The organism is Butyrivibrio sp. WCD2001, from assembly GCF_000424485.1.
Classification (GTDB): domain Bacteria; phylum Bacillota; class Clostridia; order Lachnospirales; family Lachnospiraceae; genus Butyrivibrio.
The window spans coordinates 354884-376837 of sequence record NZ_KE384200.1 but is presented as its reverse complement, the minus strand read 5'-3'; the positions used below and the strand labels follow the sequence as shown (position 1 = coordinate 376837).

Genomic DNA, 21954 nt, shown 5'->3' with positions numbered 1-21954 from the left:
TCCATCCCTTTAATCCGCTGGCAGTTCTGCCAGCTCATTCGATTATTTTAAATATGCGATGATCTCTACTTCGCAAAGGACATCCTTGGGAAGTTTCTTCACTGCTACGCAGCTTCTTGCGGGTTTGCTGGTGAAGTATTTCTCATATACAGCATTGAAAGCAGCAAAGTCAGACATCTCTGCAAGAAAGCAGGTTGTCTTTACGACATGACTAAAATCGGTGTCTGCTGCCTTTAAGATTTCCCCAATATTTTTGCACACAAGGTCAGCCTGCTCAGAGATGTCACTTCCCTCGATTCCGCCTGTTGCGGGATTGATCGGGATCTGACCTGAAGCATAAAGAAAATCCCCTGCCTTGATTGCCTGTGAATAAGGTCCGATTGCTGCCGGTGCCTTGTCTGTTGATACGTATTCCATACTTTTCTCCTCCGTTAAAAAGTGCATTTTTTATTGTTTATCAGAATCGAACGCGGCTGTAACATAGAAACCGCGGTCGTTTTCCTCTACCTTAAGAACCACTCCCTTGCGCTCGCTCATCCTCTCTCTGAAGGGATAATTAGCTGACATGGCCAGTGAAGGATCTATCGTATAATACACATTACTGGGAAGTTCACCCTCAGTAACGGTAACCTCATCCCCCTCCTTCAATAGCCCGGGGCGTTCCATTTTAAAAACCATTTCTCTTACCATAATCTGTCTTCCTTACTGTGCCGGAGCTTCCGGTTGTGCCTCCTGTGGTTGTTCTGCAGGCTGTTCTGCTGCCTGCTCCGGATTTTCCTGCTGAAGTCCCTGCTGAATCTGCGGAAGATCATTCTCATTTACATAAGCATGTTTTTTCAAATAATCATACCATAATGCGTAAGATTTTGCTTTCAAATGTACGTTATCAAATGAAAGATCTTGTCCAAGCGCACCGTGCTCATCATCCGTAGCACTGTTCATGTCTATGTAAAATACATGCTCGCCGTCAGCCAGCGTGGAAAGTGCCTCATTTCTTGCATTTATTGTCGAGTTTTTGAAAACTCTGTCGCTTTCACTCTTTTTATGAGTTACATGCATTATTCCCTGAATATAAATGATCGCGTCAGGCTGAAGTTCTCTTATTCTTGAAACAACTGCGCCGTAATCGGCAGCAAAACTCTCAGCAGTTCCACTTCCGAGTTCGTTTAAGCCGAGCATTATATAAATCTTGGCAAATTGCTTCCTTGTAAGAGCTTCCTCCACCGTAACCTTCTCTGTAGGAAGGTCTTCTTCGGAGCCCTCATATCCTTCAGGCGGTACGACCCTGGCTGTCACGAAGGGCTTCTTGTTAAAGCCGTAGATAGTCAGTGATACTTTAGCATAGAAGGTTGCACGCTCATCCAGCTCCGGACAATATTCAGACAGTCCCACGGTTCTTGAATCACCAATGAAAAGTGCATCATCAAAATAGGAATCGGGAACAGCTGTCTCGACATAGTTTATGTGTTCCGGTGCAGTAGCTTCCTGAGGTTCCGGAGGTACTGTGTTGTCTTCTGCAGCCGCAGGCGCTGCATTGCCATCACTTACTGCAACATCGCTGTCGCTAACAGCCACTGCATCTCCATCACTTACTGCTGCATTGCCGTCGCTTACTGCTGCATTGCCGTCGCTTACTGCTGCATTGCCGTCGCTTACTGCTGCATCACCGTCACTAACTTCCGGCGCCACAGCTTCATCGGATGCTTCCGCCACCTGTTCTTCAGGATTCGCATCTGCCCCCGTATTCTCATCCGATAATCCGGAAGCAAAGTCCTCCTCATCACCGTTATCTATTGTATCATCCAAAGGCATCGGGATTCCAAAGAATTTTGCCTGAATTAGAGATACAAGATAAGGCATCTCCCCGTTCATTATTTTTCGAAGCGGGAAGCTAAGGAGCGGTGCATCTGCAGCATTATATTCAGTTTCATCATACACACTCTTCTGTCCAAGTGCGGCATCCGCAGTAAAAAACAGTGCCACAACAAGAATGCCTACGGACAGGAAGTGCCTGCCAAATTTTTTCATAAATGCTCCAATGTAGCTCTTCTCTCAAAATGAGAAATACAAAAACGGATTGCCGGCCTTTGTTGATACGAAAGCCGCACATATCCAAAACAGAAGAAGCATTACTACCTTTATGTGTAAGTCTTTTCTGTGTTTTTCAAAATAATCGTAAACAGCCGGAATAAGGAATATGAAACCTCCCACGAAAAACGGCCAGTACATCGACAGGAGTTTTACGAGGTCTCCGGGATTTACCGCAATTCCGCTTCCAGAAACAGGAATCATTCTTCCCAGATAATTAAACAAGTCCTCCTTAATAGGAAGGGCAAATATAACCCAGGTTATCGGCACCATTATTAGTACATGGACTCTGCCGATCACTGAGAGAAGCTTTTTATTAAAAGTCCAGACAAACTTCTCGAATATGATCATTATCAAAAGCAGACCTGCCCATACCAGGAAGTTAACTGTAACACCATGCCAGAGTCCGGTGAGAAGCCACACAACAAAGAGGTTTCTTATCGTTAAAAACTTACCCTTTTTGCTGCCACCCATAGGGAAGTAGATATAATCCCTGAACCATGAGCCAAGTGTCATATGCCATCTTCTGTAAAATTCGCCTACTCCTTTTGACGAATAGGGATGATCGAAATTACGCACAAACGGAAATCCCAGCATCACACCGATTCCGGCAGCCATAAGTGAATATCCCCAGAAATCAAAGTAAAGATTCATGGAGTAACATACCACTCCTACCCAGGCGAGAGGTGTTGAAATACTCTCATAGCCGATTGTACCTATCTCATTCCACATCATGGCGAGATAATCAGCGAGAAGTGCTTTCATGGCAAAGCCAAGTGTGAAGAACATAAGTCCCTCTTCAATCTTATCAAGATGCAGACGTTTTCTGAATTTAAAAGCCATAAATTCATCTTCTGTGCCCGATAAAATCTTATTTTTTTCAAAATCGGAATATCTCATGATAGGGCCGGACATAACCTGCGGGAACATTGCAAAATATGCTGCTACCGCAATAATCCCGGGACATTCACGTATTTTTCCCTTATACAGATCTGCCTGATAGCTGACCATTTTGAATGTAAAGAAGCTGATTCCGAGCGGAAGCGTCTGTATATTCCCATAGCTTACAAGGAACTTGAAAGCAAGAAGAAGTATTACATCAGACGCGATAATGAGGAAAAGAAATAACTTACTTTTCTTATGACATTTATATGAGAATAATATGTTTACCACGATTGCAGCTGCAAAGACCACCATGCTCATGGGGTCTCCAATTGCATAAAATGCAAGACTGCCCACCAGTAGAATCAGTGGACGCAGCCTTGCCGGTAATACATAATATGCAAGTAGAAAAATCGGAAGAAATCTAAATATAAAAGATAAATCCGAAAAATTAATAATATTAGGGTTAATCTGAAGCATTATTAATCTCTGCTAACTTGGTCTCGGCGGAGCTTGCGCTACGTGTATCCGAGAAATCATTCACAACCTGGTCGTATACGACCTTTGCATTGTCAGTGTCGCCGCTTTCATAGTAGGCATTTCCCAAATTATAGAGTGCATCGACATTGGTGTTATCATACTGGAATGCCTTGGATAACAGGCTGATGGCTGTTTCAAAGTCACCATTTCTGTATGCCTCGTATCCTGTATTGTAACTTCTCTTCGAAAGTTCACTACCCACAAGAACCATAAAGGAATTGTAGAGCGCTGTAAACTGCGCGGAAGGTGCTCCTTCCATGTTGTTAAGATCAACTCCCTGCATCTGAGTTTCGATAGTATCCATATCCTCCGGATTTGAAAGATATGCTGAAACCGCAGCCATAAGATCGTTAGGTGCAGAGCCGGTTGTCTCCGTCTCTTTGTAGGAATCAACTTCCGTTTTCAATTCCTCAAGCTCAGTAGTGAGGGATGCTATCTGCTGTTCGTATTCACCCATCTTGGCTGATTTGGAATCGGATTCCTCGCTTATAGCAGAAATCTGCTCTCTGAAGCTCGCGTTCATGGACTGAATTCTGGCAGGTAATATCAGATAATATGCCGCCGCCATACCAAGAACAACGCCTAGCACTATTCCCCAGATTGATCCACTCCTTGTAAATACATTGGTGCGAACAGGTTGGATTATTGTTTCGTTACCGCTCTGATAACGGATAACATCACCCTTAACCTTTGCTTTTTCCTCTCCCGACTTGGCTTCCTGAGGATCCATCATTGCCTCAGCTTCCTTAAGATATCTGGCTGCCATAACATTGCCCGTATCAAGCTTCAAGCTCTTTTGAGCTTCAGTCTTGGCCTTGGCATAATTGCCATTGTTCAGATATAAAAGAGCAAGTAAAAGGTGTGCTCTGATAAATCCGGGATTCATCGACAAAACCTTTTTAAGCTGGATTATAGCCATGTCAAGTCTGTCCTGATGACAGTGATTAAGTGCAATATTGAACTTTTTAATAGTCTGGTTGAAAGTCTCCAATCTGGACGGATCATTTCTAACAAGATCCATGTAATCGTCCGCTGCGTTGTCCTCCGGCTTAAGGTTTTTACTTATTACCCATTCGCTCAGAGCAGCAACAACTTCACCACACTCATAATAGACCAGTCCCAAAAGGTTTCTGGCCTGAATATTACTCTTATTAAATTTAAGACTCTGATGCAGTGATTCAATGGCTCCCGAAAGATCACGAATCTCCGCTCTCTCCAAACCATCGTTATAATAGCGGTTGGAAAGCGACATGATCCTTTTGTAAACTTTTACAGCTGCACCACAGTTCGGGCAGAAATCGTGCTCAGTGAGCTCCGCCCCACATTGATAGCATTTCATAATATGAAGTCACTCCCTATTGTATGCAGAGTATCAGTGGATACGTGTCTGACGGCTCATCTCCTCAGCCTTCGCATCCTTTAACAGGCCAACCAGCACGTCGGCCATGTCATCCAGATCCTGATTATAAATAATCTCTTCTGCATCCTCTATCTCGAGGCTAGGACGAAACTTCTTAAGTTCATTCTCAAAATTGATCATTGTAAAGCTCCCAAAGAAACAATCTCATAAGAAAAACAAATATACATCAGTGTCCGGGTAAAATACCCAGTGTCTCCCTCACCTGACCGACAAGATAAAGCGATCCGGCTGCAAATACCACATCTCCGGCTCCGCGCTCGGTTATGATGTCCATAAGAGCATCCCTTACACTTGTATAGTAGGAAAAACGAATATCGCGTTCAATATTCGCATTTCGCATCTCAGATTCAAAAGCGGCACGAAGCTGTGACTCGGAAACGGATCTGCCGGTTTCAAGCACTGAAACACAGACCTCATCAAAAATTCCGCTCTCCAGTATCTGCCTTATCATAAGATGGTATTGTTTGTCGGCAACAGCTCCAAACAGCAGCGTTCTCTTCTTCTCACAGGGTACTTCTCCCGCGCATTCAAGGAAAGCCTCCATACCATCGACATTATGTGCACCATCAACATAAAAGCCCGGAAGAATAAGTTCCATTCTTCCTCCCCATCTGGCCCTTTTCAAGCCATAGCTGATGTCTTCATCTGCTATGTTAACACCGATATCTCTAAGGGCTCTTGCACACATTATCGCAATAGCGGCATTTTCTATTTGGAATTTTGCGACAGTCTGCAAGCGCAGACCGCAATATTTATCATACTGAGATTCATAAGAAAAATCAATGCAAATATTACCCGCATCATCCGGTGCGGTTTTAATATCCTTCACATAATCAGGCTCTACCTTGTAAACCTTGGCAGATAATTCCTCTGCACGCTTTTCAATAACCTCAGTACTCTCATCACGCCTGTTGCAGAAAACAAGCGGAGTATTGCTGCGTATTATTCCTGCCTTCTCCCCGGCAATCCTTGAAATGGTATTGCCAAGGTATTGCATGTGATCCATGCCTATCTCTGTGATCACGTCAAGTACAGGCTGGTGAATACTGTTTGTGGCATCAAGTCTTCCTCCAAGTCCGGTTTCAAGGACAAGATAATCCACCGGATACTTTTCATATAGAAGCATCGCCATAAAAAACAGAAACTCGAAATATGACGGAAAATCGTCATCGTAATTATATTCTTTTATTTTTCTAAGAAGGTCTCCGAATATCTCGCAGAAAATCGAATCCTCTATGGGTTTGCCGTTTATACAAAACCGCTCCGTTACCTTTACCAGATGCGGTGATGTAAACATTCCTACAGAGAAACCCGCCTGTCTCAAAATCTCCGACAGATAATTGCACACAGATCCTTTGCCGTTGGTACCGGCAACATGGATTATGTGCATTTTCCGGTCAGGACTTCCTATAAATTCCAGGAATTTCCTTGTCTCCTCCACAGAGTGTTTCTCCGTGAAAGCCGGTATCTGATCTACAAAGCGGTCGCATTCGTAGAATCCGAGCCTTTCCCCTGCATCAAGACGCGTAAGCAGCTCATTGATGCTGTTTTTCAACTCTTCCATCATAGTATTATCATCACTTTTTCAGCTGAGCCAGTCTCTCTTCAACCTGTGCGAATGTCTGCTCGTACTTCTTCTGCTTCTCTTTTTCTTCCTCGATCTTCTCAGCGGGAGCCTTAGAAAGGAACTTCTCGTTTGAGAGCATATTCTGTGATCTCTTAAGCTCGCCTTCGAGGCGCTTCTTTTCCTTCTCAAGTCTCTCAATCTCGGCCGAGATATCTACAAGATCTGAGAACGGCATATATATTGTAGCTTCAGCAAGAACCACCGATACAGCATCCTCGGCAATGCCTGCCTTATCGTTCTGGCAAACTGACTCGGAAGCGCTTGCAAGTGTCTCGAAGAAAAGCTTACCTGTACGGAAGATATCAAGAACCTCTTCCTTTTCGGATACTACGTAAACCATGGCTTTTCTTGAAGGAGCAACGTTCATCTGTGTACGGATGTTACGGATTCCTCTTACTGCTTCCTTGATAGTCTCAATAGACTTCTCGTCAGCGGCATAGTTCCACTCCTCCTTGTACTCAGGCCACTTGGAGATCATGATTGACTCCTCTTCGTCCTGAAGTGTGCAGAAGATTTCCTCTGTTACGAAAGGCATAAACGGATGAAGGAGCTTAAGTCCGTCAATAAGTACTGTCTGAAGAGTCCAGAGAACTGCCTCGTGAGATTTCTTATCATCCGAATTGTAGAGACGGGGCTTAACCATCTCAATGTACCAGTCGCAGAATTCATCCCAGATAAAATCGTAAACCTTCTGAACAGCGATTCCAAGCTCGTACTTATCCATGTTTTCGGTAACTTCACGGATTGTATTGTTAAGTCTGGAAAGGATCCAGTGATCTACAGGCTCAAGACCCTCAGGTGCGGGCTTGTTGATTGCACTCTTTTCATCCTCGCCCATGTTCATCATGATGAAACGTGATGCATTCCATACCTTGTTGGCGAAATTACGGCTGTTCTCAACACGCTCGTTGTAGAAACGCATATCATTACCGGGTGCGTTACCTGTGATGAGTGTAAGTCTGAGCGCATCTGCACCGTAGTTATCGATAATATCAAGCGGATCAATTCCGTTGCCGAGGGATTTACTCATCTTTCTACCCTGAGAATCCCTTACAAGGCCATGGAAAAGAACTGTGTGGAAAGGATATGTCCCCATGTTTTCATAACTGGAGAATATCATTCTGATAACCCAGAAGAAAATGATGTCATAACCTGTTACAAGTACGTCTGTAGGGAAGAAGTACTTGAGTTCCTTAGTATCATGAGGCCATCCAAGTGTCTCAAATGGCCAAAGTGCTGATGAGAACCATGTATCAAGTGTATCGGGATCCTGAGTCAAATGATCATGTCCGCACTTAGGGCAAACTGTGGGTGCCTCTTTTGATACAACTACCTCTCCGCACTTGTCGCAGTAATATGCAGGGATTCTGTGTCCCCACCAAAGCTGTCTGGAAATACACCAGTCACGGATATTGTCGGTCCAGTTGAAATAGGTCTTATCCATTCTCGGCGGGATAAGCTTGATCTCGCCTTCCTTAACAGCCTTAACTGCGGGCTTTATAAGCTCGTTCATCTTTACGAACCACTGAGCCTTGATCATAGGCTCAACAGTGGTGTGACATCTGTCATGTGTACCTACGTTGTGAGAGTAGTCCTCGATTTCTACAAGAAGCCCCATCTCATCGAGTTCCTTTACGATGGCATCTCTTGCAGCATATCTGTCCATACCCTCGAACTTGCCACCGTTGGCATTGATTGTGGCGTCATCGTTAAGTATGTTTATCTCCTCGAGATTGTGGCGCTTACCTACCTCGAAGTCGTTAGGGTCGTGACCGGGTGTGATCTTAACTACGCCGGTACCGAATTCCATATCTACATAAGAGTCCTCTACAATAGGAAGTTCTCTGTTTACAATAGGAAGAAGAACCTTCTTACCCTTGAAGCTCTTGTATCTGTCATCATCAGGGTTTACTGCTACAGCAGTATCTCCAAGCATTGTCTCGGGACGTGTTGTAGCGAACTCGATGAACTCGGTCTTGCTTACTGTTCCGTCCTCATCAATTACAGGATACTTGATATGCCATAAATGACCTGCCTGCTCCTCGTACTCAACCTCTGCATCTGAAATAGAAGTCTTACATACAGGGCACCAGTTTACGATACGGCTTCCTTTATATATGTAGCCTTTCTCATGCATTTTGCAAAAGACCTCTGTAACAGCTTCGTTACAGCCCTCGTCCATTGTAAAACGCTCTCTGTCCCAGTCGCAGGAAGAACCGAGCTTTTTAAGCTGCTGAATAATGGTTCCGCCGTACTCTTTTTTCCACTCCCATGCTCTCTCAAGGAACTTCTCACGTCCGAGGTCTCTCTTATCGATGCCCTCTGCCTTAAGAGTGTCAATGATCTTAACCTCAGTAGCAATGGAAGCATGGTCTGTGCCGGGCTGCCAAAGCGCATTGAAGCCCTGCATTCTCTTATAACGGATAAGTATATCCTGCATTGTGTTATCAAGGGCATGTCCCATGTGGAGCTTACCGGTGATATTCGGAGGCGGAATTACAATAGTGAAAGGTTTCTTTGTCTCATCCACCTCTGCATGGAAATACTTGTTATCTTCCCATTTCTTGTAAAGTCGATCCTCAATTCCCTTGGGATCATAGGTTTTTGCCAATTTTTTTCTCATAAAAATATCCTCTTTATCTATATCAGCATATATTGTTCTATGATATTGCAAACACCAGCTTTTTGTCAAATAAAGTCCTCATTATGAAGCATAATTTAGAAATAAAAATGTGAGTAGATTTTGTGTGTGACACTTATGTCATGTACTTAAATAGGTTTACATAGTTTTATTGACTATGTTAGTATCATGTTGATATTTCGATTATCTTTAGCCCAATATCGTAAACCACTCCGAATTCCCATTTTATGCCACTTTTGAAAATAGCATTTTCGGAATATCCCCAATTTCCACAGAGTTATCCACATATACACGAGTGTCATTTTTCTGGTATACGAGGGTCATATTGTATTAATAAGGGCATTATTTTTCAAATAATTCAAACTATTCAGACTATTGTTTGGTTAACATAATATATTTACTTTCCATCATTATGTTAACCATACCCTTTATGCGCTTGAAAAACACCTCGATTTATATGATAGTTTCCATTTTTTATTTGGCTTCTATCCGCTTCCAGAGCGCCTTCACATCATTTTTGACTCTACTGGTCGATGTTCTGATTATCCCCTTCCACTCCCTTGGAAACATCTCATAATATGACCGTTGCAAAAATCTCTCATCAAGAAGAGCTACTATCCCGGCATCAGTTTCCGTGCGTATTACTCTTCCTGCTGCCTGAAGTACTTTATTCATCCCGGGATATCTGTAGGCATAGTCAAAACCATCCTCATCACTAAGCTCAAAGAACTCCTTTATTATCTCTCTTTCGTTACAAACCAGGGGGATTCCTGTGCCTACTATGATAACGCCTATGAGGCTGTCATCCTTCAGATCTATTCCCTCTCCGAAGATTCCACCCATCATACAAAAGCCGAGAATGCTTTTGGAAGGCTCCACCTCAATCTCCATGTTGATAATACTTTCAAGGTCAATATCGTTAGCCGGCGAAAAACGGGATAGAAATTCCTCTCGCTCCTCCTCACTCATAATCTCCTGCTGAACAAGGATTTCCTGGGTATTCTCATCATAATATTCCTGCTCAAAAATATATCCTACTTCATCCATGAATACCCTGGATGGAAAGAATATCATGTAATTACCGCTTTTGGCGCTTACAATGGCATCAATATACGCCGCTATTTTCCTGTATTCATTCTCGCTTCTTCTAGTGTATTTGCTGGTGACATCGGAGGCAATCAGCCTTCCGCACCTCGAAGGATCAAAGACAGAGTGCGCATAGATTTCATAATCTTCAGATGTTCCTCCAAGAAGCTTCTTATAGTACTGAATCGGAAGAAGGGTTGCAGAAAACAATATTGTAGATTTAGCCCTCTCCATGCATAGAGAGAGGTTATCTGAAGGATCGGCACACAAAAGTTTAATTCTGAAGCCGTTTTCTTCATCATTTTCCGCAAAAATCACATATTTTTCATTAATTAGTTCATATATTGTCGCAAATCCGGATATGTCAAAGTAAAACTCAAGAATTTCATCCCTGTACATCCCCTCTGCGTGGTCCTCCAGCCATGAGGATATAACATTGATGATCAGGTTGATCTTCTTTATCAAAGGTGAGATATCATCAAGCACAATGGCTGTCTCGCACTCATCACGATATTTCTCCATCTCCGTGCATATAGAAGCCACGATATTAGCAATCCTCGGATGCACAGCTTTTATCAGGCTCTCAAAGGCCCTTAATACTTCAAGGTTAATCTCCTTGCTGTACATATCCCTTCCTCTGTCCAGCAGATTGTGGGCCTCATCTATCAGGAATATATTCTCTCCCTTATTACCGGCCGCAAAAAATCTCTTCAAATATATAAAAGGATCAAATACATAGTTGTAATCACAAATAATAGCATCCGCAAAAAGACTGAGATCAAGTGAGAGCTCAAAAGGACATACACTGTGCTTTTTTGCATAATGCTCTATAGTCTGCCTGTCGAAGCTGTCCGCCTTGGTCAAAACCTCGTAAATGCAGTCGTTAATCCTGTCAAAATGACCTTCTGCGTAGGGGCAGGCCGCGGGATTGCAGTCGCTCTTTTCAATAAAGCATATCTTATCCTTCGCAGTGAGTGTCACTGTCTTGAATTTAAGTCCCTGCTCCCTTCTTAGTATCTCGAAGGTCTCCTCAGCCACTGTTCTGGTTATGGTCTTCGCTGTCAGATAGAAAATCCTGTCCGCTTTATCCTCACCGATAGCCTTAACAGCAGGGAAAACAGTACTAATGGTCTTGCCTGTGCCTGTAGGTGCCTCGAGAAAAAGCTTTCTGCCATGGTAGATGGTTCTATACACGCTTGCTGCAAGATCCTTTTGTCCCTCTCTGTAAGGAAAAGGAAACTGCGCCCCCTGTATGGATTTCTTTCTCACCTCATCCCAGGTTGCAAGGTACTCTGCCCATCTGTGATACAAAGAAAGCGTATTTTCAAACCACTCTATAATCTCCGCAGCAGTATGATCTTCCTCAAAAAGCTTTATTTCCTCTGATTCTATATTGCAATAGGTGATCCTGACGCTTACCTTTTCAAGCTCATTTTGCATTGTCAGGATTGCAGCATAGCATCTGGCCTGAGCCAGATGAACGTAGTCAGGCTCCTTTATTTTCTTCAAATCCCTGTAGGTGCCTTTAATTTCATCGACGAGAAGAGGCTTATCCTTCCTCTCCATTACTCCGTCGGCTCTGCCATCTATGGTCAATATGTAGTTAGTATCCGTGTGCGTGTAACTAAGCGGGACTTCCGCCTGATAATCCGACCCCATGCGCTTTTGGATCATGCGGTGTATTCTTCCGCCCTCCTGCATCGCAGTGTCAGGTGCATGATGTATTCTGTTGTCCAGATTGCCTGATCGGAATAGAAACTCGACCAGGGCTCGAACTGAGATTTTAATTTCCTTCATAATATGAAAACTCCCCATGACAGTATATCATGGGGAGCCCATCGTTTCAGATAAAACTTTATGCGCAATGATATATAATTAGCAAGCTACAGCGTGCTCACTAAGATAGTTTTCGAATTCCTTGTTGAACCCACGATAGCGAACTGTAAGCGGGCAGTCAAAGTTAAGGCCAAAGACACCAAGTATAGACTTAGCATCTACTGTAAAATGGTTGTACGAAACGTCTACATCGAAATCGCACTTAGTTGCAGCGCTAACAAAATCCTTTACCTGATTCGGTGTTAATTTGATTATTTTCTTAATTTCCATAGTCTTTAATCTCCTTACAATGAGAAATTATAAATCAAAAAAACGAAAAAATATTGTAGATTTTCTTAGGAATTTCTTAAGACTTTCTTAAAACGATTAAGTTGCTGATATTATGCTTCTTTTTGAGGTTGTTAATTCAAAATTTACTACCATTTCATGGCTCTTTTGGTGTGAATTATTAAAAAACCGCATAAAATGCAAATATTTTGCTTGCATGAAGCGAAAAAAAGCGCTTTAATTTTAAATATATTTTATCGAGAGGAGCATTGTTATGGAAAATCTTATTATTCCCCAGGATTACAAGTCTGCATTAAACCTCCACGACACGCAGGTCGGTATCAAAACAGTTAAGGACTTTTTTCAGAATACTCTTTCTGAGAATTTGAATCTTCTCCGTGTTACCGCGCCCCTGTTTGTTGCGCCCGAGTCAGGACTTAATGATAATTTGAACGGCGTTGAGCGTCCCGTAGCCTTTGATATCCGCGAGGAGAATGAGCGTGAAGCTGAGATAGTTCACTCACTTGCTAAGTGGAAGCGCTACGCACTTAAAAAATACGGCTTCAAAGTCGGCGAAGGTCTCTATACCGACATGAACGCAATCAGAAGAGATGAGATTCCCGACAATATCCATTCGGTATTCGTAGATCAGTGGGACTGGGAGAAAATCATCAGCAAGGCAGACCGCAATTTTGACTTCCTTAAGGACACTGTTCGTACAATATATAAGGTTCTTCGCAAGACTGAGAAGTATATGTCAATTCAGTATGACTATATAGAAGAGATCCTTCCTCATGATATTTTCTTCATCACCTCACAGGAGCTTGAAGATATGTATCCGGGAAAAGATGCCAAGGAGCGTGAATATCTCATCACAAAGGAAAAGGGTGCTGTTTTCATCATGCAGATCGGTGATCTTCTTGCATCCGGCGAGAAGCATGACGGAAGAGCTCCGGACTACGATGACTGGGCATTGAACGGCGATATTCTTGTTTACTATCCCGTGCTTGATATTGCACTTGAGCTCTCATCAATGGGTATCCGTGTAGATGAGGATTCTCTTAAGGAGCAGCTCGAGAAGGCCGGCTGCACAGAGCGTGCAGAGCTTCCTTTCCAGAAGGCTATTTTGGAGAAAAAGCTTCCCTATACCATCGGTGGTGGTATCGGTCAGTCAAGACTTTGCCTCTTCTTCTTAAGAAAGGCACACATCGGTGAAGTACAGTGCTCACTTTGGGCTGAGGATTACACCGACTATGCAAGAGAAAACGGTATACCGCTGTTATAATATCGCTATTTGATTTTCATTGAAAACACCCAATAATTCTGTTGACAAAGATTATGAAATAGCATTAAATTAAATCGAAAACTACATATAAATTATAAATATTTTGCTAGGGGAGCTTTGCTGAGATGGTGTTGAGCCCAACATCGACCCTTATTACTTGAACCGGGTAATACCGGCGTAAGGAAGCATATATATCGCGATGCGGTAAATATGATGAAAATGAAGCCTCCCCCGTGCAGAATAATAAACGGAGGAGGTTTTTATATGTCCCTATTTTTTAAGCTTGTAGACGATACTTACCAGCCCACCTCAGCAGGCTACGGCCTTCTGGTTATGTTATTTATTTTTGCGCTTATAGCTACATGCTTTTTCACAGGAAAAGATCATAAAAATCATTTTTCTGTAAAGCAGCTGGTATTTGCGGCTATGTGCGTTACCCTGGCAATGATCACATCAATGATCAAGATATGGGAGATGCCCATGGGTGGAGCCGTTACACTGTTCTCGATGTTCTTCATTACATTCGTAGGATATCTGTACGGTGTAAGAGCAGGTCTTACTTCTGCACTCGCATACGGACTACTTCAGCTCATCATCGGACCCTATATCATCAGTATTCCTCAGCTCATATGTGATTATATCCTTGCGTTTGGTGCGCTTGGAGTTTCCGGATTATTCTCACGTTTCAAGCATGGCATGAGCTTAGGTTATATCGCAGGTGTTTTAGGTCGTCTGTTCTTTGCAGTACTCTCAGGAGTGATCTTCTTTGGCCAGTATGCACCTGAGGGTATGAGCGCTTTCAGATACTCACTAGTATATAACGGTTCCTACCTCGGAGCTGAAGCAGTGCTCACATTTGCTATTCTCTGTGTTCCTGCAGTCAGAAATGCATTCACAAGAATCAAGTATCTTGCAAATGAAGAAGACGTAAGAGAACAGCTTCATCTTGCATCATGATGAGAACTACATAATTACAAATTTATAGTTTCGCCCAGGGTGAAGGAGTAGATTATTCTCTCCTTCACCTTTTTATGTGTGATCCTCTCAAGCGCATCCTCATAGTATTCCAACTGAATTTTGTATCTCTCTGAGAGTTCGCTTCCGTCCTTTACTCTATCAGTCTTATAATCCAGGAGAACGAGTCCATCGTCCTCTTCAAACCAGACGTCAATAATCCCCTGAATAAGAACCTGCTCGGAGTCGGGGAATTTGGAATTAACCTTATTCGCACTTATTCCCATCATAAAGGGTGACTCTCTGTGAAGCCTTCCCAAATCGTGAGCCTTCTTCATACGCTCTCCGATGTCGCTCTTATAAAAGGCAAGTATATCCTTCTCATCCACGCTGTCAGAAGCTCCTTCGGGCATTCTGCCGAGAGCTTCCATCTTCTTCATCCAGTTTACAAGGTCACCTGCTCTATCATCAGGAGTCATATCTCCCTCATCATACAAAAGCTCCATAACTCTGTGGTAGATTGTACCCCTTGCAGCACCTTTAGCCTGTTTCTCCTTTTCGGCGATGAAGGAAGGAACTATCTCTTCTTCGTCAAATATAAAGTGAGTAGGCTCATCCTTTTGCTCCAGCATAGCTTTTTTAAGCTCTGTAACCGTAGTCTTTACATAAAGGCCTTCGAAAGAGTCAAATGCGTAGCTGTCGCCAAATCTCTCACCGAAAAGATCTGCATAGCGCAGTTTCTCCGGACCGGCAGGCATAAGAAGATTATCCAGGCGCACCTTGGCTGTAACATCTCTGTTTATCTCTTCTGCTGTCAGTTCATCCTTAGTCATAACCCTGAAACCAAAGGGGACCTCATCGCTTCTGTTTAACGGATCACAGGACACTCCAACACTCTCGCAAAGCTTCGCATAGTCAGGATGACGGGCAAGTGCCATCAAAACCAGATCAAGATAGCTTCCGGCAGAACTCCTTAGATAATACGGAAGAATGTAGGGCATCTCTCCGGAAAGTGCCTCTCTGTTTCTCAGAAGCATATTCCTTCCTAGCCTTCCTCTAAGGCTTCCTTCAGATGCCTTTTCTTCATCGCCTATCTCTATCTGACCGGTCATAATAAGCTTATCCTTGGCTCTTGTCATGGCAACATAAAGAATACGCATCTCCTCACCGAGAATATCCATCTTCATATTCTCGCCCATGATATTCTTTCTCAGCGTCTTATATTGAATACGCCTCTCGAGATCAATGGCAGGTGCTCCAATTCCATAGTCCATGTCAAGCACAACGGAGTCTTTAGTATCCATGAAGTTAAAGGATTTTGCCATTCCCGAGAGGAAAACAACGGGGAACTCAAGTCCCTTACTCTTGTGGATACTCATTATGCGTACAACATCGGCATTTTCATCAAGAATATTGGCTTCGCCGTAATCCACTTCGTATTTCTCAAGCTGCTCTATATACCTTACAAAATGGAAAACTCCGCTAAAGCTGGTCTTCTCGTAGTCTACAGCCTTCTCCTTAAGCATATTCAGATTTGCAAGGCGCTTCGTGCCTCCCGGAAGTGATGCGCAGTATTCTGCAAAATGAGTGTCGCTTAAAATCGTGCCTATAAGCTCACTTACGGGGAGATATTCGGCCCTCTGCCTGTAGTCTTCTATGAGATTTATAAACGCGCTTATCTTATTCTCCAAGGGCTGAAGCTGTTCGAGATTTTTGCATCTAAGCAGAATATCGTAAAAGCTGTCACCCTCGAAGCCGGTCTTCTCTGTATCCCTGTCGGCTGCCTTAATAAGCGCAAGATCCTCATCGGTAAAGCCGCCTATATCAGAGCGCATCACACTTGCAAGAGGAATATCCTGTCTCGGATTATCCAGAATTCTAAGGAAATTCAGAACCGTCACCACTTCTGTCGCTGAGAAATATCCCGTTCTCGATTCAACATAGGCAGGGATTCCCCTGCTTTCCAGAGTTTTCCTGAATATGTCATCCCAGCCCTTGGTAGTCCTTAGAAGTATTACTATATCTCCGTATCTGACCTTTCTGAAACTGTCTTCGCCCTCAGTTACAACTCCGCTCTCAAGCAGCTCCTCTATTCGCGTCGCTATCATGGAGGCCTCAAGCTCTCTCCCTTCATCAGAGGAAAGGTCTGTTACATCTCCGAGTAAAAGCTCTGTGGCAAAGGGATTCTCCCCTTCCGGCTGCGGAAATGTTCCGCCCACCACAAGTCTGGCATCTTCGTTGTATCTTACGCGTCCTAAATCCTCATCCATTATCTGCTCGAAGATATAGTTTACGCTGTCTAAGACCTCACTCCTACTTCGGAAGTTATTGTGAAGAGAGATCTTCCTCTCCGGCTGTCCCTCTTCCCATGAATACTTCGCCATTTTCTCCATGAAAATCTCAGGTCTTGCAAGTCTAAACTTATAGATACTCTGCTTTACATCGCCCACCATGAATCTGTTATATATTTTTTCTGATTCACCTGAGACTGCAGATAAAAGCAACTCCTGAACATTATTCGAGTCCTGGTACTCATCTATCATAACCTCTTCAAAATAATCCCTGTACTGGGCTGCTCCGCCTTTAAGGATTATTTCAAGAGCAAGATGCTCCATATCTCCAAAATCTATTATCCCCTTCTCTCTCTTCTTCTCATCGAATTTCTTTTTGAAGTCAAGTGCAAGAAGAGCCAGCGTTTTCACGGGCTTTGCAGCAAAAGCCATATGAGCGCAAATAGTCTTTTTATCCTCGGCAAAATATTTCTCTTGAAGCTTCCCTATAAGTTTTTTTGCCTTATCCCTATAGTTCTTTGCAAGTTCTCTCTTATCAGCATTAACAGAATCATCCTTCTTGGTAGAAAGCCTTGCAAAATTCATATTCAAAACCATGGCTCTGACTTCATCGAAAGATTTATCTCCGCTCTGTCTGATTGCAGATGCCTGGTCAAGCTCATTCTCCAAAAGATCTCCAAAAAAGTACGGCCCGTCAGGATCCATAGCAAGTTTAAGGGCTATCCTGTAATACTCTATGCACTCCTCCATAGAGGCTGCAAAATCGGCCAATGCCTTTTTCACAAAAGGTGCACTGTCGAAATCTTCCTCGCTAAGGCTGTAGTCATCTGCCCTCTCAGTAAGCCACTCCTCCGGAAAGGGCATACTCATTGCGTAGTCATAGAGTTTTAAAATAAACTCTTCAACCTTGTCGTCCCTACTTCCTGTTGCAAAATATTCCATACATTCAAGGAAGTCGGGATCCGCCTCTTCATATTTCTCCTCCAGAAGTTCCTCAAGAACATCCGCCTTCAGGAGTTTCATCTCTCCCTCGTCTCCAACCCTGTAGGAGGGATCGAGATCGATATCATTGAAGTTATTCCTGATTATGTACTGGCAAAATGAGTCAATAGTGGTAATCTGCGCTCCGTGAACCAGCGTCTCCTGTCTCTGAAGGTGAGCATTATCCGGATCCTCGGCGAGCTTTTTCTGTATTGCCGCCAGTATTTTTTCCTTCATAGAAGCCGCAGCAGCCTTGGTGAAAGTTACCACCAGTAGTTTATCTATATCTATCGGGTTATCGCCCGTTATACGCTGTATAATGCGTTCTACAAGCACAGTAGTCTTACCGGAGCCCGCCGCTGCGGAAACCAGTACATTCGAATTTCTCGCATCTATTACAGCTTGTTGTTCAGGTGTAAATCCCATATCAAACCTCCGATGCAATACGCTGCATCACTTCATCGTCTTTCATCTTTGGGAGTTCCCTACAGGAATATCCCGGAATGCCCTGCTCAAATCCGCAGACAGATTTGAACCTGCAGTACTTGCACGCAGTATTGTCTCCCTGAGAATAGGGGTTAACCTCTATATCCCCCTTTAAAATATTTCTGCCACTCTTCTTTATAAGGTGACTTACATACCTGGAAACCTGCTCAAAGTCATCGGCACTCATGACATCCGAGCCGTTCTTTGCGAAACTCCCGTCCTTATTGAACTTCACAGGAATTACATCAGACTTCTGCCCGGCCTCATGATCCAGAAGATCAATAATCTCCCTGTCAGCCTGCACAAGTCCCCTTGTACGAAGCTCCTCCCTAATCATTGCGTTGACCTCTTCGCCTGTGGCATCCGGATTCACCTTCTCCCCGTCGAGAACGGGATCTGTCAGATGATAATACAAAATAGCTGCCGGAACCGCTTCCTTCCCACGATTCTTAGCCTCTGCCATTCCTCTTGCCACATTCATATACATGACAAGCTGAAGCTGCAATCCATAATATAATGCACACAGATCAAACTTCTTATTACCCGATTTAAAATCTATTACCTTGATATAGACATGGTCAGCATCCTCATAGGTATCTATTCTGTCGATGCTTCCCGTTAGTTTCATGCGCTGCAAAATCCTGCCGCGCTCATCCTCTGTCAGGGCGATATTGATTGCATCGATCTCACCCGCTTCATCGAAGGAAGTCTCCATGCTCCTTGGAACAAAAGAACCCTTCTTAAGCTGATACTGGAGCGTATCAACACTTCTGAAAAGGATGCGTTTTATCCTCTGCATCAGATATTCATTTCTCTTCGTGCTCTCAAGGATATTGCCGTTATATCCATCGGTAAATTCGGTGAGAGCTTCCTCCATTATCCGCTCTCCGTCCTCCTTGGAAAAACTGTCCCAGGAAAGATTTTCCTCCTCCAGCTTTTTCGAAAACTTCTCCAGGGCGCCATGGAAAACGGTACCGAGATCTGCCTGATCAAAGGTGAACTCCTCACGCTCATCAAGCCTCAGACCATACTGAAGGAAATGTGCATAGGCGCACTGAGCATACTTCTCAAGTCTGCTGACAGAGTTGACAAGGAAATTCCCATACAGCATCGATGCCACAGTATCGGAAAGGGGCTTATGATCGTATCTGACGCCCGCAGCCTCCACCATTTTAAGGAGTCTCTCCCTATGACCCGAAAGAGCGTTAAACAGCCCGCAGAAGGCATTCTCCTCTTCCTCATTCATATATCCTCGCGAGTAGTCCTGAATATGCTCTGCGATGTAATCAAGGCCATTTCCGGCCGTCTGAATAATGTCACCCTCTGCTCTGTCATCAAAGCGCTCGGTAACCACTCTGGGGAAAAGCGCCGTTATCTTGCCTATAAGGTACGCCGGTCTGATACTCTTACCATCCGGATCAAGATGTGCAAATGACAAATAGAGTCTCTCAGAAGGCTTCGTCAGGTTCATGTACAGATATAGCCGCTGTATATACATCTGCTGCCTGGGAGTAGGCGCAAGCTCAATACCTGTCAGAGAATCAGCAAGGAACTGCCTCTCGATATCCGAGATAATGCCTCCCGTTCCCGCCGCCTTCGGAATCAGGTCATCATTAACTCCAAGAAAGAACAAGGTCTTAACTTCCTTAAGTCTCGTCCTCTCGATATCTCCGACAACAATTCTGTCTACGCTCTGCGGAATGGTACCGATCTCGATGTCCGAAAAGCCCACATCGAGAATCTCCGCATATTCCTTCCAGGTGATCTTCTCATCGCCCATAAGCGCAGTCACCTGATCAAGGAGTGCTATTACCTTGCGATAAATAACGGAATATTCTTTAGCCCTTATCTCATCGCCCTGCCCGCGAAAGCTATTCTCAAACTCCGCCATTTTCCCCTGGGCACCAAGGCCTGTCAGGAACTCATAGAGAGCGTGGGAATAATCAAGCACCTTCTTCCCCTCAGCGCCAAACAAGGGAGCCAGTGCCTCCACTGTTTTTTGTCTCAGGGAATTCAAATCACTCAGGTATGCTTTTTTCTGCTCCTCGATTATATTATTTTCACTGTCCTTTTTATTGGACATTTTGAGTTTTCTCATTATTTGTCCGGGTATACGTTCAAAGTCAGTCTCCCATCCCTTTATTCCGCGGATACCCAGAGCACGAACATAGTTCTCAAGCCTGTCCGTCTCATTTGCCGTAAGAGGTGACAATCCGCTGCGCAGAAAATGGAACACAGACTCATAGCTATACCTGGAAGTTACTGTAAGAAGCGCACTTCTTATAGCTTCAATAAGGGGATTCAGTTTGATATTACCGGTCTGATCCAGATAAATCGGAACCTCATACTTTCCGGCTTCATTGCTGATCACCTCGCCATACCTTTCAAGGCTTCCGCACACTATGGCAAAATCGCGATAGTGCAGCTCTCCGTTTTCCCTAATGAGCTTCCTGATCCTCGATAAAACCATCTGAACCTCGCGGCTTACCGTGTCCGCCTCGAGAATACCAATACTTGTGCACTTTGCAGTTTCACCTTCCTGCGAATCTCCATTCTCCGAAACTCCATACTTAGCATTTCCGTATCTGAAAAGATGCTTCTCCAAAAATGTGAGCTCCGGATTTGATGCATGCCTTCCCTTCTCAGTGTTTTTCAAAAAGACATCGCGTGAGTTTTCGTTCCTATAGGCTGCCCATCTCTCAAAATCAGGCACAGTAGAAGGATCCGAGCTTTTTTCATTTTCATATTCAAGGCGCAAAAGGTCATGAACTGTCTTCTTCGTAAGCAAAAACAGCTCCTGTTCCTCATTCCTGTCATAGTTATAGGGATTGTCCTCCTGTCCGAGAGTAAAGGAAAAGATAACCTCTGATGATAATCGCAGTATCTCGGCAATAACCCTGTACTGAATCGGTGTAAAGCCGGTGAAACCATCAAAGGCAATCTCACTGTCGGCGATAAGCTTCGATGATGGAAGCGCCCTGCAGAGGACATCAAGAAGCTCCTCCTGGGCGATATAATTTCCCTTGATGTATTTTTTAAATTCGGAATAAAGAAGCCTTAAGTCCGAAAGCTTGGCCTTGAGAGCGCCTTTGTTCCCGCAAACATCCATAATATCATCCAGCATCTCCGGTTCGATGCCATACTGCATAAACTCGGAAACAGTGGACTTCACTTCATCTATATAGCCCATCTTGTGCATACTTCCGCCTATTATGGGGAGATCACTTTTTATCTCCTCCGCAACGTGACGAAGTACAAGGCTTTTTCCCATATCATCAAGCACCTTCTCATGGCTCTCTCCGACCTCCTCGAAAATACGATGGGAGAGTCTGGAAAAGCTGACAACATCAATGTTCATGATGCCATGATCAGGGTGCTGTTTTACAATATCCATCTGCGTCTGCATGGTGAACTGATCAGGAACCACGATAAGAAAATTCCTGTCAGGCTCAGCAATACTTCTATCTATTATTTCTTTCCTCAGGTGATAGCTTTTCCCCGCTCCCGAGGCGCCAAAAATAAAACGCAGCATGTCAATAACTCCTTCACTAATTGGGTGTTTATACAGTC

The 21954-nt window shown here is 43.9% G+C and carries 14 protein-coding genes and 1 riboswitch; of the genes, 2 read left to right on the top strand and 12 right to left on the bottom strand.

Annotated features, from left to right (window positions below; all coding sequences use genetic code 11):
• Nucleotides 1-42 precede the first annotated feature (42 nt).
• From G630_RS0119565 to G630_RS0119520, 10 genes are all read right to left on the bottom strand, one after another.
• Entirely contained in the window at nucleotides 43-417 is a 375-nt protein-coding gene (locus G630_RS0119565; RefSeq protein ID WP_022762484.1) for a RidA family protein, read from the bottom strand.
• A gap of 30 nt (nucleotides 418-447) precedes the next feature.
• On the bottom strand, nucleotides 448-690 hold the full coding sequence (locus tag G630_RS0119560; protein ID WP_026499540.1) for a hypothetical protein: 243 nt from the start codon (nucleotides 688-690) through the stop codon (nucleotides 448-450).
• Nucleotides 691-702: 12 nt separating this feature from the next.
• A complete protein-coding gene (locus G630_RS24035) occupies nucleotides 703-2028 on the bottom strand; it encodes a GDSL-type esterase/lipase family protein (protein WP_049946325.1) in 1326 nt (441 codons plus the stop codon).
• 24 nt (nucleotides 2029-2052) lie between these two features.
• On the bottom strand, nucleotides 2053-3327 hold the full coding sequence (locus G630_RS0119550; RefSeq protein ID WP_196805834.1) for an MBOAT family O-acyltransferase: 1275 nt from the start codon (nucleotides 3325-3327) through the stop codon (nucleotides 2053-2055).
• A 109-nt stretch (nucleotides 3328-3436) separates the two neighbouring features.
• On the bottom strand, nucleotides 3437-4849 hold the full coding sequence (locus G630_RS0119545) for a tetratricopeptide repeat protein (RefSeq protein ID WP_026499538.1): 1413 nt from the start codon (nucleotides 4847-4849) through the stop codon (nucleotides 3437-3439).
• 33 nt (nucleotides 4850-4882) lie between these two features.
• Nucleotides 4883-5050, bottom strand: coding sequence for a hypothetical protein (locus G630_RS25250; RefSeq protein WP_022762489.1), 168 nt, complete (start codon nucleotides 5048-5050; stop codon nucleotides 4883-4885).
• A 46-nt stretch (nucleotides 5051-5096) separates the two neighbouring features.
• The gene (locus tag G630_RS23050) at nucleotides 5097-6497 is read right to left on the bottom strand and encodes a bifunctional folylpolyglutamate synthase/dihydrofolate synthase (protein WP_049946323.1); all 1401 of its coding nucleotides are present in this window, start codon (nucleotides 6495-6497) and stop codon (nucleotides 5097-5099) included.
• A gap of 10 nt (nucleotides 6498-6507) precedes the next feature.
• Entirely contained in the window at nucleotides 6508-9180 is a 2673-nt protein-coding gene (locus G630_RS0119530; RefSeq protein WP_026499537.1) for a valine--tRNA ligase, read from the bottom strand.
• Nucleotides 9181-9672: 492 nt separating this feature from the next.
• Nucleotides 9673-12081 carry an ATP-dependent DNA helicase gene (locus G630_RS23045; protein ID WP_044959933.1) on the bottom strand — a complete coding sequence of 803 codons (2409 nt, stop codon included), beginning with the start codon at nucleotides 12079-12081 and terminating at the stop codon, nucleotides 9673-9675.
• A gap of 78 nt (nucleotides 12082-12159) precedes the next feature.
• The gene (locus G630_RS0119520) at nucleotides 12160-12390 is read right to left on the bottom strand and encodes an HPr family phosphocarrier protein (RefSeq protein ID WP_026499536.1); all 231 of its coding nucleotides are present in this window, start codon (nucleotides 12388-12390) and stop codon (nucleotides 12160-12162) included.
• A gap of 271 nt (nucleotides 12391-12661) precedes the next feature.
• Here G630_RS0119520 and asnA point away from each other — a divergent pair, with 271 nt between their 5' ends.
• Nucleotides 12662-13672: an aspartate--ammonia ligase gene (gene asnA, locus G630_RS0119515; RefSeq protein ID WP_022762494.1), complete on the top strand. Its 1011-nt coding sequence runs from the start codon at nucleotides 12662-12664 to the stop codon at nucleotides 13670-13672.
• A gap of 98 nt (nucleotides 13673-13770) precedes the next feature.
• Nucleotides 13771-13873, top strand: a riboswitch (TPP riboswitch).
• A 63-nt stretch (nucleotides 13874-13936) separates the two neighbouring features.
• A complete protein-coding gene (gene thiT / locus G630_RS0119510; protein ID WP_026499535.1) occupies nucleotides 13937-14629 on the top strand; it encodes an energy-coupled thiamine transporter ThiT in 693 nt (230 codons plus the stop codon).
• Between the two features lie 14 nt (nucleotides 14630-14643).
• Here the strand turns inward: thiT and addA are convergent, their stop codons facing one another.
• Together addA and G630_RS0119500 are read right to left on the bottom strand one after the other, a co-directional pair.
• Nucleotides 14644-18324: a helicase-exonuclease AddAB subunit AddA gene (gene addA / locus G630_RS0119505; RefSeq protein WP_026499534.1), complete on the bottom strand. Its 3681-nt coding sequence runs from the start codon at nucleotides 18322-18324 to the stop codon at nucleotides 14644-14646.
• Between the two features lies 1 nt (nucleotide 18325).
• On the bottom strand, nucleotides 18326-21916 hold the full coding sequence (locus G630_RS0119500) for a PD-(D/E)XK nuclease family protein (RefSeq protein ID WP_044959931.1): 3591 nt from the start codon (nucleotides 21914-21916) through the stop codon (nucleotides 18326-18328).
• Nucleotides 21917-21954: the final 38 nt, after the last annotated feature.

Excerpts from the sequence above, each read along its gene's own strand:
- G630_RS0119565 (WP_022762484.1), bottom strand. The coding sequence starts at position 417 with ATGGAATACGTATCAACAGACAAGGCACCGGCAGCAATCGGACCTTAT.
- G630_RS0119560 (WP_026499540.1), bottom strand. The coding sequence starts at position 690 with ATGGTAAGAGAAATGGTTTTTAAAATGGAACGCCCCGGGCTATTGAAG.
- G630_RS24035 (WP_049946325.1), bottom strand. The coding sequence starts at position 2,028 with ATGAAAAAATTTGGCAGGCACTTCCTGTCCGTAGGCATTCTTGTTGTG.
- G630_RS0119545 (WP_026499538.1), bottom strand. The coding sequence starts at position 4,849 with ATGAAATGCTATCAATGTGGGGCGGAGCTCACTGAGCACGATTTCTGC.
- G630_RS25250 (WP_022762489.1), bottom strand. The coding sequence starts at position 5,050 with ATGATCAATTTTGAGAATGAACTTAAGAAGTTTCGTCCTAGCCTCGAG.
- G630_RS23050 (WP_049946323.1), bottom strand. The coding sequence starts at position 6,497 with ATGATGGAAGAGTTGAAAAACAGCATCAATGAGCTGCTTACGCGTCTT.
- G630_RS0119530 (WP_026499537.1), bottom strand. The coding sequence starts at position 9,180 with ATGAGAAAAAAATTGGCAAAAACCTATGATCCCAAGGGAATTGAGGAT.
- G630_RS23045 (WP_044959933.1), bottom strand. The coding sequence starts at position 12,081 with ATGAAGGAAATTAAAATCTCAGTTCGAGCCCTGGTCGAGTTTCTATTC.
- G630_RS0119520 (WP_026499536.1), bottom strand. The coding sequence starts at position 12,390 with ATGGAAATTAAGAAAATAATCAAATTAACACCGAATCAGGTAAAGGAT.
- asnA (WP_022762494.1), top strand. The coding sequence starts at position 12,662 with ATGGAAAATCTTATTATTCCCCAGGATTACAAGTCTGCATTAAACCTC.
- thiT (WP_026499535.1), top strand. The coding sequence starts at position 13,937 with ATGTCCCTATTTTTTAAGCTTGTAGACGATACTTACCAGCCCACCTCA.
- addA (WP_026499534.1), bottom strand. The coding sequence starts at position 18,324 with ATGGGATTTACACCTGAACAACAAGCTGTAATAGATGCGAGAAATTCG.
- G630_RS0119500 (WP_044959931.1), bottom strand. The coding sequence starts at position 21,916 with ATGCTGCGTTTTATTTTTGGCGCCTCGGGAGCGGGGAAAAGCTATCAC.